The 13,214-nt window shown below is 52.1% G+C and carries 11 protein-coding genes, 1 tRNA gene and 1 riboswitch; of the genes, 2 read left to right on the top strand and 10 right to left on the bottom strand.

What is annotated here, in order from left to right; all coding sequences use genetic code 11:
* Positions 1 to 104: 104 nt before the first annotated feature.
* The 9 genes from HMPREF3201_RS09110 to HMPREF3201_RS09070 form a co-directional block, all read right to left on the bottom strand.
* A complete protein-coding gene (locus HMPREF3201_RS09110) occupies positions 105 to 1,424 on the bottom strand; it encodes a branched-chain amino acid transport system II carrier protein (protein ID WP_062412762.1) in 1,320 nt (439 codons plus the stop codon).
* Positions 1,425 to 1,508: 84 nt separating this feature from the next.
* Positions 1,509 to 1,607: riboswitch (SAM riboswitch) on the bottom strand.
* A gap of 74 nt (positions 1,608 to 1,681) precedes the next feature.
* Positions 1,682 to 2,329 carry an endonuclease III gene (gene nth / locus HMPREF3201_RS09105; protein ID WP_062412761.1) on the bottom strand — a complete coding sequence of 216 codons (648 nt, stop codon included), beginning with the start codon at positions 2,327 to 2,329 and terminating at the stop codon, positions 1,682 to 1,684.
* A 1-nt stretch (position 2,330) separates the two neighbouring features.
* The gene (gene larE / locus HMPREF3201_RS09100; RefSeq protein ID WP_062412760.1) at positions 2,331 to 3,164 is read right to left on the bottom strand and encodes an ATP-dependent sacrificial sulfur transferase LarE; all 834 of its coding nucleotides are present in this window, start codon (positions 3,162 to 3,164) and stop codon (positions 2,331 to 2,333) included.
* Between the two features lie 133 nt (positions 3,165 to 3,297).
* Positions 3,298 to 4,749 (bottom strand): nicotinate phosphoribosyltransferase, encoded by a 1,452-nt coding sequence (locus HMPREF3201_RS09095; protein ID WP_062412759.1) that lies wholly within the window; start codon positions 4,747 to 4,749, stop codon positions 3,298 to 3,300.
* 181 nt (positions 4,750 to 4,930) lie between these two features.
* Positions 4,931 to 5,866: a transketolase family protein gene (locus HMPREF3201_RS09090; protein ID WP_062412758.1), complete on the bottom strand. Its 936-nt coding sequence runs from the start codon at positions 5,864 to 5,866 to the stop codon at positions 4,931 to 4,933.
* On the bottom strand, positions 5,863 to 6,681 hold the full coding sequence (locus tag HMPREF3201_RS09085) for a transketolase (RefSeq protein ID WP_062412757.1): 819 nt from the start codon (positions 6,679 to 6,681) through the stop codon (positions 5,863 to 5,865). The genes HMPREF3201_RS09090 and HMPREF3201_RS09085 overlap by 4 nt, the downstream gene beginning before the upstream one ends.
* Positions 6,682 to 6,964: 283 nt before the next feature.
* Positions 6,965 to 7,804: a 3-methyl-2-oxobutanoate hydroxymethyltransferase gene (gene panB, locus HMPREF3201_RS09080; protein WP_062412756.1), complete on the bottom strand. Its 840-nt coding sequence runs from the start codon at positions 7,802 to 7,804 to the stop codon at positions 6,965 to 6,967.
* Positions 7,801 to 8,667: a Rossmann-like and DUF2520 domain-containing protein gene (locus HMPREF3201_RS09075; protein ID WP_227163092.1), complete on the bottom strand. Its 867-nt coding sequence runs from the start codon at positions 8,665 to 8,667 to the stop codon at positions 7,801 to 7,803. The genes panB and HMPREF3201_RS09075 overlap by 4 nt, the downstream gene beginning before the upstream one ends.
* A gap of 322 nt (positions 8,668 to 8,989) precedes the next feature.
* Positions 8,990 to 9,066: transfer RNA gene (locus tag HMPREF3201_RS09070), tRNA-Val, on the bottom strand.
* Between the two features lie 138 nt (positions 9,067 to 9,204).
* Between HMPREF3201_RS09070 and HMPREF3201_RS09065 the strand changes: the two genes are divergently transcribed.
* Positions 9,205 to 9,558 (top strand): MerR family transcriptional regulator, encoded by a 354-nt coding sequence (locus HMPREF3201_RS09065; protein WP_062412755.1) that lies wholly within the window; start codon positions 9,205 to 9,207, stop codon positions 9,556 to 9,558.
* A gap of 166 nt (positions 9,559 to 9,724) precedes the next feature.
* Positions 9,725 to 10,765: a DUF362 domain-containing protein gene (locus HMPREF3201_RS09060; protein WP_062412754.1), complete on the top strand. Its 1,041-nt coding sequence runs from the start codon at positions 9,725 to 9,727 to the stop codon at positions 10,763 to 10,765.
* A gap of 255 nt (positions 10,766 to 11,020) precedes the next feature.
* On the opposite strand, the gene HMPREF3201_RS12025 is transcribed toward HMPREF3201_RS09060, so the two are convergent.
* On the bottom strand, positions 11,021 to 13,214 hold a 2,194-nt coding region (locus HMPREF3201_RS12025; protein WP_231726840.1), incomplete at its 5' end, for a YadA C-terminal domain-containing protein.

Genomic DNA, 13,214 nt, shown 5'->3' with positions numbered 1-13,214 from the left:
ACCTCCTTTGTGCTGATTTATGCTACCATTATAGATAGAAATTCTCCATTGTGCAACCAAAAAGGCATTGTCCTCTGAAAAATTTGAGTACAATGCCTTTACCGTTATTTTGCCTCGGCTTCCAAGGCCTCTGTTTCCGATGTAAAGTGCCCCAAGAGCGAACCTCCGATAAGGCCGCCTACAAAGGGAATGATCCAGCCAAAACCGTAAGCCGACAGCGGCACAGCTGCCACGATGGCCTTAGAGAAGGCCAGGCCGCTCAGGCCCGGCAGGGATTCCAAGCAGGCAAAGAGAGTGACCAAGTAGACCGAACCCTTATACGCCCCATGATTGGGCAGGACGGGCCCGATGATGCCTAACACGAGCAGAGCCAGGCACGGCGGATAGGCGACGCCGAAGATCCAACCGATGTAGGTGACGATGCCGTCGACGCCGAGGAAGGCCGTCAGGGCCGACAGAAGCGAGCAGGCCACCGCCGCTTTTTTATAGCTGACGCGGCCGCCGGACGTCGTGCTGGTAAATTCAGCAACGGCAGCAATCTGGCCGATGGCCGTCGTAAGACAGGCCAGGACGACAGCCAGGCCCATGGGAATCATGACCCAGGTGCCGATGCGCTGGATGATGGCCACTAAGAGCTCAGCCCGGCCGATGGTCTGAGGATAGAACTGACTGACGCTGGCCCCCATGTAGAGCAGGCTGCCGTAGATAATGAGCAGCAGAACGAAGGATACGATACCGCAGTAGATGAGGACCTTATTGCGCTGGCCCACTGCCGTATAGCCCTTGCCGTGAATGGAGCTGATGAAGACGGCAGCCATGATAAAGCTGACCAAGACGTCGCCCGTATTGTAGCCGCCGAGGAAGGCATTGACGAAAGGATTGTCGACGGCCGGTTCCGCTGGAGTCCCCAAGGGAAAGAAAATCCCGACAATGGCAATGGCCACCAAGATGAAGGCCAAGGCCGGCGTTAAATATTTCCCCATGCGGTCCATGACGTTACGCGGATCGGCGACGAAGAAATAGCAGAGCAGAAAATAGACGACGACTAAGGGAATCATGGGCGCTGCCGGAAAATTGCCCTGAACGCCGAGCTGGATTGCCGTCGCAGCCGTCCGCGGGATGGATACGAAGGTACAGACCAGCATCAGCGCCGCCAAGAGGATGCGGTACGTATACTTGCCGACCTTATCCGTAATGGTGTGGACGTCACCGTTGAGGCCGATGACGATGAGTGTAAAAATCGGCAGGAAAATCCCCGACAAGGTCAAGCCAGCCAGGCCCGACAAGAAATCGCTGCCGCTGTTGAGTCCCAAGAGCGGCGGAAAAATAAGGTTACCGGCCCCAAAATACGTAGCAAAGAAGGCAAAGCCCAAGATGATGACGTCCCGTTTGCGAATCGTCTGTCTGCTGCAAGAATCATTCATAAAAAGTCCCCCCAACCCCATCATAAAGAATAAGTGCATCATACAAAAAAAGAGGCGCTGCCCTCAAGCTGCGCCTCAATTCACATCATATCTTTCAGGAATAGCCTGTAGGAATTGGCACCTTACCGTCGGCAGGTTGCCGCAGCGTCATCGGGCCCATCCCTCAGCTGCTCTGGATATCACGGTATGAAATTTTTGTATGTATTGGTAGTATTTTATAAAACTTTTCGCTGTTTGTCAATAACTTTTTAACAAAATCACTGTTTCGACGACTTACTTTGACTTCCCGGACATAAATCAGAAAGGAAGCATTCGTCGCACAAGGGCTTTCGGGCCTTACAGACCCGACGGCCGTGCCAGATCAGCCAGTGATGCGCCCGACTCCACCATTCCTTGGGAATGGCCTTCTGCAGTCCCTTTTCCACTTCAAGGGGCGTCTTGCCCTTTGCCAGTTGGAGTCGATTGGAAACGCGGAAGACGTGGGTATCGACGGCGATGGCCGGAATGTCGAACAAGACACTGACCAGGACATTGGCCGTCTTGCGGCCGACGCCGGGCAGTTTCACCAGTTCTTCAAAGGTCTGCGGTACTTCGCCGCCATACTCATCACAGAGGATGGCACAGTTGGCCAGAATATTCTTGGCCTTGCTGTGATAGAGGCCGCAGGTCCGAATCTTTTCTTCGAGACCGTCAAGGCCTAAAGACAGCATCTTTTCCGCTGTATTATATTCCGGGAACAAGCCCGCCGTCACGATATTGACCCGTTCGTCCGTACACTGAGCCGACAAGATGACGGCAATCATCAGTTCAAAGGGCGAATTATAATGCAGAGCCGGCTTCATGATGCCGTACTGATCCTGGAAACGCTGGAGCATTTCGTCTTTTACTTTCTTGGTAATCGCCATATCACTTTACTTCCTCATCGGTATCGATGACATCATTGAGACTTCCCATTTCATAGCCGCCGAGATCGAGGGTTACGTAGGAAAATCCCGTATCCTTAATGGCCCGGACGATTTCTTCACGGTGAGCCAAGACCGACGGGATTTCGTCCAACCCGACTTCGATACGAGCCACGTCGCCGTGATAGCGGACGCGCAGCGACCCTTGAACGTAGGGAGCAACGGCCGCTTCGGCGGCGTCGATCTGAGCCAATAAATGAGGCGTCAGGCGAACCCCATAAGGAACGCGGCTGGCAAGGCAGGCTGCACTCTGCTTGTTCCAGGTCTGAAGGCCAAATTCCTTGGACAGGGCCCGGATATCGGCCTTATTCAACCCGGCTTCAATCATCGGGCTGCGGACGGCGTCGGACAACTCTTCCAGAGCCTTCATCCCCGGCCGGTAGTCGCCGAGATCGTCGACGTTGCCGCCGTCGATGACCCACTGATAGCCTTCAGCCTTGGCCAGATTGACCAGGGCCGTAAAGCGGATTTTCTTGCAGTAATAGCAGCGTTCCGGCGGATTGTCGACGAATTTTTGATCTTCAAACTCCGTCGAATTGACCAACCGGTGTTCCACGCCGATGAATTCCGCCATAGCCGTAGCGTCAGCGGCTTCGCTCCCCGGGAGGGTTGCCGATACGGCCGTGACGGCCAAAACCTTATTGCCTAAGGCTTGATGAGCGGCACAGGTCAAAAAGGTGCTGTCGACGCCGCCGGAAAAGCCGACGACGACGCTTCCCATGGAGCTTAATATAGCTTGCAGTTTTTCATATTTCTTGCGCGTATCTGTTGAAACCATAAGGATTCCCCCTTATACAATAGTGCAGAAAAGGCGCCTTCTCCCCTCTTCCCGCCAAGGCCCCAAAGAGCAGCTGCGGAAAAGAAAGCAGAAAGAGCCTCCCTGTTTGGCCATCGTCCCCTCGATGGCCGGCTTAGAAGAAATGAGCCGATTCTTCTTTCAACACGGCATCCCGCAGGGCCGACAGCTTGCTGCTGCGCTGGACCCACATTTCTTCCGGATTGACCAGCCGCAAGTATTCAGGCCACAGAGTCTGAATCTGTTCGTCGGCATAGGTCATGATATCCTTGAGATTCGGTTTTTTATATACCAATTTACCCTGTTTAAAAATAGGGATCAACATCTGCTGAACCCGGTAGGTACCGGCCGGAATCGTCCGGAAACGCCACGGAGCCTTGTCGCTCTTCAAGAGCAAATCCTTCGATTCATCGATGCTTTCCCCTTCGAGGATGATGATGTCGGCCTTCATCTTACCGGTCTTCTTGTCATAGACGCGAAGGACGTTCTTGAGGCCCGGATTAGAAATTTTTTCGGCATTGTCGCTCATCTTGATCTTGGGTACGAACTTGCCGTCGTCATACTGGCCGACGAGTTTGAAGACGCCGCCCAAAGACGGGCTGTCCTTAGCCGTAATGAGGTTGGTGCCGACACCCCAAGAATTGATGGCGCTGCCCTGACCTTTTAATTCAAAAATGAGGTTTTCATCAAGGTCATTCGAAGCTGCGATGACGGCGTCCGGGAACCCGGCAGCCGTAAACATCTTGTGGGCTTCCTTCGAGAGATAAGCCAAGTCGCCGCTGTCGAGGCGAATGCCGTAAACCTTAGGCAAAGTGCCGGCTTCCTTCATTTCCTTAAAGATCGTAATGGCATCGGGAACGCCCTGCTTCAACGTATTATACGTATCGGCCAACAAGATGAGGTTGTTGGGATACTGTTTGGCATATTGACGGAAGGCTTCCAGTTCCGACGAGAAGCTCATGACCCAGCTGTGCGCCATGGTCCCTAAGACCGGCATTCCGAATTTTGCCCCAGCCAGGACGTTACTAGTCCCATTGAAGCCGCCGATCATAGCCGAACGAGCGCCATAGATACCAGCCGATTTCCCCTGAGCGCGGCGCAGGCCAAATTCCATGAGATTGTCATTGCCGGCAACAGTCCGAACGCGGCGAGCTTTCGTGGCAATAAGGCTTTCATGGTTCATGATCATGGACATGCACGTTTCCAAGAGCAAGGCTTCGTCCTTCTTGGTCTGGACGCGCAGGAGGACTTCCTGCGGAAAGGCGACGGTGCCTTCGGGCATGGCATAAATATCGCCGGTAAAGCGCAACTCTTTCAAATAGTCCAGGAATTCCTGGCGGAAAAAGCCCGTACCCTTCAAGTACGCCAGGTCATCATCGCTGAAGTGGATGTTTTCTACATAGTCGATGAGATGTTCCAACCCGGCGACGACCGTATACCCTCCTTTAAAAGGATTACTTCGATAATAGCGGTCAAACACGCACTGCTGCTCGTGCTTGCCTTCAAAAAATAAGCCCTGCATCATCGTCAACTGATACAGGTCTGTCAACAACGCTTTCGTGTACAAAATAACTCGCCTCCAAAAAGATGTTATAACTATTATACAATACTCGCTTAAAATAGCCAATCAATTACCGATTTTGCATGCCTTTCAAAACACTATGCAAACTTGGCACGAGGTTCATTTATTTATGCCGGATATGAAACAAGCTGCTCTTCCCGTTCATAAAGGATGAGCAGCTTCATCATTATTTTCTTTTCATAACTTTATGGGCGGCAGCAATGACATCTTCTGCCGACAAATTATAGGCCTTCAATAAATCATCGGGCTTCCCCGATTCGCCGAAGCGGTCCTGAATGCCGACTAGTTCGACCGGAATCGGATGGTGCAGGGCCAAGGCTTCACAAATGGCGCCGCCGAGGCCGCCCATAATCTGATGTTCTTCACAGACGACGGCTGCCCCCGTTTCAGCAGCACAGGTGCAGATCGTATCGAGGTCGAGGGGCTTTACAATGCGGACATTTACAACGCGGGCCGAAATCCCTTCTTTTTCAAGAGCCTCGGCTGCCACCAGGGCTTCATGGACCATGAGGCCGTTGGCAAAGAGAGTCACATCGCGACCATCGCGGAAAATCGCCGCCTTATAGAGGTCAAAGGGAGTGTCTTCCGACGTAATGACCGGTGCCGGATTGCGGCCAAAGCGGACGTACGACGGCCCCTTGATATCATAGACGGCCAGGGTCGCCTTGTACGTTTCCCACCAGTCACAGGGCGTGATGACCGTCATGTTGGGGATGACCCGCATGAGGGCGATATCTTCCAAGGCCTGATGGGTCGCCCCGTCAGGGCCGACAGAAATACCGGCGTGAGCCCCGCCGAGCTTGACATTCAGTTTATTGTAGCAGACCGTATTGCGAATCTGTCCCCAGCCGCGGCCGGTCAAAAAGACACCGTACGTCGACACAAAGGGAACGAAGCCCGTCAAAGACAGGCCGGCTGCCGTGCCGACGAGATCCTGTTCCGAAATACCGACATTGATATATTTATCAGGAAATTCCTTGCGAATCCATTCGGTCCGCGTCGACTTGGCAACGTCGGCGTCAAGGACCATGACGTCGTCGTGAAGGCGGCATAACTCTAAGAGGGCCTTGCCATAGCCGTCACGCATAGGTACCCGGTTCATGACCGCACCTCCAATTCTTTCATGGCCTGAGCGTACTGGGCTTCATCGGGCGCAGCACCGTGCCATTCGGCCTGGTTTTCCATATAAGAAACGCCCTTGCCCTTGACGGTCTTGGCCAAGATGACCGTCGGTTTATCAGAACGGGCTTTCGCCGCCCCATAGGCATCATAGAGGGCATCCGTATCGTGACCGTCGACGCGGAGGACATGCCAGCCAAAGCTTTCCCACTTGGCATCCATGGGTTCCATGTCCTTAATATCAGCCATGGAATCGACGAGCTGTAATCCATTGCAGTCGACGATGAGACAGACGTTGTCCAGGTGGTGTTGGCCGGCAAAAGCTGCCGCTTCCCAGACCTGTCCTTCCTGCTGTTCCCCGTCACCGATGAGACAGAATACCTGCTGAGGCTTTCCTTTCAGCTTCAAGGCCAAAGCCATGCCGTTGGCAATGGACGGCCCCTGCCCTAAAGAACCGACGGCACAGTCCAGACAGGGCAGCTTCTGAAGATTGGGATGGCCCTGAAGAGGACTTCCGACCGTCCGCAGCGTATCGAGCCATTCCAAGGGGAAATAGCCCTTATGAGCCAAGGTGCTGTAAAAAGCCGGCGCCGCATGGCCCTTCGACAAGACAAAGCGATCCCGTTCCGGCGCATGAGGCCTGTCGGGGAAACACGTAAATATATCGGTAAAATAGAGGGTGGCCATAAGTTCGACAGCCGATAAGGAGCTGCCCGGGTGGCCCGACCCGGCACGGTAAATAGACCGCACGGTATCCCGCCGTATCTGCATACAGACGTCGCGTAGATCATGCCTCATTCAGCATAGCCTCCTAATAATATACAGGTCGATTAAGAAAAAAACGCCGCAGTACTCCCCTTTCATCGGGCAGGCGGTACGCGTGCGTTTGGACAAACGACCTCTGTAATTCGCTTCCTTTTCTTTCATTAATTGTACAATGATTACATACGCAAGTCAATCGCAATCGGCGGCACAAAGCCGCTTTATGCAAGTATCGCAAGGGCCTTCGAGCCACCCTGAAAATACGAAAAAAAGCCCTGTCCAAAAAGACAGGGCTCTACGGGCGATTCGAAAAATCAGCCTACTCTTTCATGGCCTTAACGACTTCCGGGTCGACATCGAAACTGTATTCCTCATTGGGGAAGCTCCGATCCTGGACGTCTTTGATATACTGACTTACAGCATCGACGATGGTCTGATGAAGGTTGGCATAGGTCTTGACGAATTTCGGACGGAAACCGCCGCTCATACCGAGGAGGTCCGTGCAGACCAGAACCTGACCGTCGCAGACATTACCGGCCCCGATGCCGATGGTAGCCGCCTGCTTCAAGGCTTTCGTGATTTCAGCGGCAATATCCGTCGGGACGCATTCCAAGACGATGGCAAAGGCACCGGCTTCTTCCAAAGCCAGGGCTTCCTGGATCAGGCGTTTGGCCGTTTCGGCATTTTTCCCCTGTACGCGGTAGCCGCCGAGCTGATGGACCGACTGCGGTGTCAGGCCAATATGGCCGACGACAGGAATCCCGGCCGTCGTCATGGCTTTAACGGCTTCACAGACACTGGCGCCACCTTCTAATTTTACGGCATCGCAGCCCGTTTCCTTCATCAAACGTCCGGCATTGTGAAGGGCCTGGCAGACACTTTCCTGATAGCTCATGAAGGGCATGTCGGCGACGACCAAGGCCCGTTTCGTCCCACGGACGACAGCTGCCGTATGGTGAACCATATCGTCCATGGTTACCGGAAGCGTCGACGTATGGCCCATGACGACGTTGCCCAGAGAATCGCCGACGAGGATCATGTCGATCCCGGCTTCGTCGACATTCTGCGCCATGACGTAGTCATAGGCCGTAATCATGGAAATGGGAGTCCCTTCCCCCTTCATTTTCTTGATGGTCAGATTCGTTACTTTCTTGTTCATTCGTGAACTCCTTCCGCCATCGCAAGGATTTGTTTCAGTACTTCATACTGGTTTTCCGTAATCGTTCCGTTTTCTAAAGAGAGTTCTCCGGCAGCCCGGCTAAAGGCACAGTAAGGCCCGACCAGCTCTTTCGGCATGGCGTCCAGGTGTTTGGCCACGGTCCCCGTATCGCCGCGCGACACAGGGCCGGTCAGGGCCTTTTGCCAGCGATCGGTACGTTCAAGGTTTCCCACCGTCCCTTTGAGGAGGGGCATCAAGGACTGTGCTGCCTCTCCGTCAGTCTCCGTCCAGCGCCGCATGAGTCGCTGCCCCAAGGCAACGGCCGTCACGACGTAATTGGAACAAAAACAGGCGGCTGCGTGATAGAGGACGCGTTCTTCCTGCGGCACAAAAAGAGGTTTACTGTCCAAGGCCTTGACGAGAAACAGAGCCGTTTCCTTGGCCCTATCATCGCCGTCGACAGCCATATAAATATGGCGCAGCAAATCTCCCGACGGCGCGGCAAAGCTCTGCAGCGGATGAAGGCTGCCCACAGAATACCCCAAAGCCGAGAGCGGCTCAAGAGAAGACAAGTCCATGGCACCGCTGCAGTGAAGAATGCAGGTCTCACGCCGATCAGCGCCAGTCAGCGAGTCCGCCAGCGATGCGGCCACACTCCCGATCACATCGTCCCGTACCGTCAGCAGCAGAACATCACAGTTCCGAAGAAGGGCTGCCCCGTCCGTATAGGCCTTGACCTTAAGGGACTGCGCCCGCTGCGTCGTATGTTCTTTTGTGGAACAAAGAATACCCTCAACAGCTGAAGGCATGGCTAAAACAAAAGAAGTGCCGACTCTGCCGGCACCAATAATCCCTAAACGCATGATGTACTCCCTCAAAAAAGCGCATTCCTCCCGGGAATGCGCACAAAAAGCCTACGTTTACAAAATTCGTCCCAGTCTTTCGATCCAAGCGACATGCTATGAAATTAATAAAATGCGCAACCGAGACAATATGCGGTACGGATCCCACGGATTCCGTCCAATCTCAGTTACATCTACAGAATACACTATTTGTGAAAATTTTACCAATATCATTTAGGAATAGACATTCATCTTCACCCCGCGCAATCGAGATACCCTTGTCAAGGCAAAAAAATAAACATATCCGAACTGGCATTTCTACCACATTCGGATATGTTTGCTTTGGTGGGCGGTAATGGATTCGAACCATCGACCCCCTCGATGTCAACGAGATACTCTAACCAACTGAGCTAACCGCCCTCAATATGAATTTGTCATGCGACTTTATTATTATAACGCATCTCCCCCATCTTGGCAAGTCCTTTTGATTATTTTTATTTTTCTCTTGACTTGGAGACGACTCCAATCGTTATAATGAACTACAAAGGAGGGACTACCTTGAAAATAAAAGATGTAAGTGAACAACTTCAAATCTCGCCGGACACGCTTCGTTACTACGAAAAGATTGGGCTCATCCGCAATGTGCCCCGCGATAAGAACGGCGTCCGCGATTATAGTGAAGAAAACTGCAAGAGCATCGCTTTTATCAAGTGCATGCGGGCAGCTAACGTTTCTATTTCCGGCCTGACGCGCTATATGGAGCTTTTCGAGCAAGGTGACGCCACTCGCAAGGAGCGGCGGGAAATTTTAATCCACGAACGCCAACAACTCCAAAGCAACTTACAGGATATCCAAGACGCCTTGGACCACTTGAACTGGAAAATTAAATTGTACGACGAAGGAAAATTCTAATTATAGACTGCCTTTTTCCAAAAAAGAAGAACAGGCGATTTTAAACATTTCACACCAAAAATCGACGCCGCCATGTCTTTTGCAAAATGTCTGCAAGAGTGCTGATTCCCATTGCAGCTTCAAGCTTTGACGCCGGTTACATCATTCACACAGGAGGTTACGTATTATGGAAAATATAACTCGGCGCGGCTTTTTAAAATTAGCCGGCAGTGCAGCTCTCGGCGTCGCTTTAGGAAAAGCCAATATCTTACCGGCCATGGCCCAGGCGCCGGTCGTAGGCAGTCAGGAAACGACGGCTCAATCCGGTCAGGCAGGCTCTTATGCCAAAGTCTATTACACCAAGCATATCGACGCCGAACACTTGATTAAATTGTACCAGAAGATCAATGAAGGCATTTACGGCAAGACGGCTATCAAGGTCCACACAGGTGAACAACACGGCCCTTATATCCTGCCTCGCGACATGGTCAAAGCCTTCCAGGCCCAGGTTCCTAACAGCAGCATCGTCGAAACGAATACGCTCTACCCGGGCGACCGCGATACGACAGAAAAACACCGCCGCACCTTAGAGGTCAATGGCTGGAATTTCTGCCCTGTCGACATCTTGGATGAAAAAGGCAACGTCATGATGCCCGTCCGCAACGGCCTGCACTTTTCGGAAGTATCCTTAGGCCGCAATATTACCGATTATGACTCCATGATCGTCCTGACCCACTTTAAAGGCCATGCCATGGGCGGCTACGGCGGTTCGCTGAAAAACATCGCCATCGGCTGTGCCGACGGTCAGGTAGGCAAACGACAGGTCCACGCCTTCCATGAATCCCGCGTCCCCGTCGGTTCCGACTGGTCGGACAACATGGTCCTCGAAGAAGGCTTTATGGAAAACATGGCCGACTGCGGCAAAGCCATTTGTGACTACTTCGGAAAACACATCGTCTTCCTCAATGTCCTGCGCTCTATGTCTGTCGACTGCGACTGCGCCGGTACTTCGGCTGCAAAACCGGTCATCCCCGATTTAGGCATGATGGCTTCGACGGATATCCTGGCCATCGATCAAGCCAGCGTCGATTGGGTCTATGACCAGCCGGAAAGAGATAAGCACGATTTGGTAGAACGAATCGAATCCCGCCACGGCCTGCACCAGTTGACGGCCATGCGGAAATTAAAGATGGGCAATGACAAGTATCAGTTGATCTCCATCGACTAAAACGGCAGCAAGCCTGACGCTTCACCCAGCAAGATCTGTCAATATGGAATAATGAAAGAGCCCTTATCCCTCCCCCACACCGTCCGTCGGTATGGGAGAGGAATACAGGGCTCTTTTTGGCATGCTGCCGTCTATTCTATATGTCTTTGAAGAGGAACATTCTCCCTTGGTACAAAAAAATTGCGGCTGCCAAAAGACAGCCGCAACTTTATATGAGAATCAGAAGATCCTCCAGAGGAACCCTTAGAAACAGGATTAGTTTTGCTTGTTTTCCGGAACGATGCGGACACGCTGGATGGTCGGTTTCCCGTCTTTATCCTTAGCGATCGTATCGATGCGGATGTACTTGAGTTCTGCAGAGAATTCGTTGGCCAAGCGATCCAACGTATCGTCGCCCTGGAGGGCTGCATTCGATGCAGCGCCTGCCATGATGGCACGATAAACAACTGCTGCAAATTCATAGCGGGTCATCATGCGGTTACCATCGAAGTTTCCATCAGGATATCCTTCAATGATGCCGAGATTATGAAGCTTGGTAACGTATTCGTAAGCCCAGTGGTTAGCCGGAACATCCGGGAAGAGTTCGTTGCCCTTAGACTCAATCGTGCCAGGATTCTGACCGGTCAACTGATTAATCATTTGACTCTGACGATTGACGATGTCTTCGAGTTTCGCTACGTCATCACGGAGGTGTTTGATTTCCTTAGCCATGCCAACACGAGAATTAGATACGTTGTTGCCTTGACCTACCTTGAAGGAAATACCGGCATTGACCATGTTTTCACCGCCGCCGATAGTGCCGCCGACCGAGAAGGTTGTATCTTCGTTCGGTTTGTAGAAGGCACCGAAAGCACCGGCGTTAGCGCCGCGATAGTGACCATAGCCGAAGGCGAAATCCCACTTATCATCAGGATCGAAGTCCTGCGGATGGAGGGCTGCCAAAGCAGCTGCACCGGCACCGACGCGGTTGATACGGTTATCGAGCTTATTGACCGTACCGCCCAAGCTGTTGATAGCCTGGTCGCGGAGAGCCAACTGGCTGCCATTGATAGCTTCGGTCGAACCGGCGGCTACCGTACCGTCAGCCACGCCGCTTACGACGTTGTTGCCCATGTTGATATTGCTGTCTTCGATAGTGATGTTACGATCGCTGTCAACGGTCTTAATGGTAAGACCATTATTATTTATTGTCGTATTGCCGGTCGTTACACTATCAAGATTCGTTAAGTTCTTGGCAAGTTTGATGTCGAGTCCATCGTTAGAGCTATTTCTTACGACACCGATGTTACCATCAGACAAGCGATTCGAATCAGCACCGCCGGTAAGTTTCAAGGTATCGCCCAGGCCTACGGTGACGCTATTATCGGCACCATCATCGCCCTGGAATACACGACCCTTATTGACTTTATCGCTAACGGTCTTCAGCTGATCTTCCGTAGCAGCACGGCCGGACTGAATATTATTGCCATCCCAGGTGGTATTATCCAAACCTGTGAGGTAATTACCCGTTGCCGGATTTTTGTCGCCAGCCGTGTTTTCCTGGTTGCCCAGAACGGCACCGCCTGCGGAGATTTGGCCTTTAGAACCATCCAGTTTCACCTGGTTGTCGCCGCTGCCGGCCGTAACGGTTGCACCGTTGCCATCGATGTTGACCTGCTTGGAGGCATCGGTATCACTGCCAAGGGTGATGTTGTCATTCAGGTTAACTTTGTTATCATCACCTACAGTAATGTTCTTACCGGATTGAGCTTTCTCTGCATCGGCCTGACTCTTAGCAATGGCGTAAACGTCACCGATATTAGCACCGTTGTTGTAGTTTTCCTGACCTGGCTGAGTCGTGTCATAGGTATTCCCAAGACCACTGCCTACGTTTTTGATTTGCTTATCACCGGCATTGATGCCATCTTTATCGATGGAGATACCGGAATCGTTAATCGCAATCTTATCCGCAACCACGCCATCATTATTGATGGTCGTATTGCCAGCCGTGAGGGAACCGTCAGTGCCAAGATCGACATCCTTATTCAAGCCAACTACGAGCTTACCATCTTTAACCGAGGTTACGGTATTACCGTCACCAGCAATGGCAATTGTATCGCCTAAATTCTGTTTTACAGAGTTATTGTCGTCAGCACTTAAGGCAAAACCGCCGCCTTTTGTTGCATCTGTAATATTTTCGACAGCATTGTTGACAGCGTTGGTCAAGTCACCAATATTAGCTGCGTTGTTGTAATTTTCCTGACCGGCTACAGATGTATCATAAGTATTGCCGGTTGTACCGCTGGCCACATTAGTGATCTGGTTGCCGCCATTGTTGAGGCCCTTATCAGTCAAGGTAACTGCCGACGTACCACTGCCTATAGTTACACCGCTATTGTTGACTACGGTGTTGCCCATAGTTACAGAACCGGTTTCGCCCAAGTTGATGTCTTTATTGAGCTTAACCGTC

Origin of the sequence: Megasphaera sp. MJR8396C (genome assembly GCF_001546855.1) — a bacterium.
Lineage (GTDB): Bacteria > Bacillota > Negativicutes > Veillonellales > Megasphaeraceae > Megasphaera.
The sequence above is the reverse complement of the archived record's forward strand: the minus strand, read 5'-3'. Positions and strand labels throughout refer to the sequence as shown.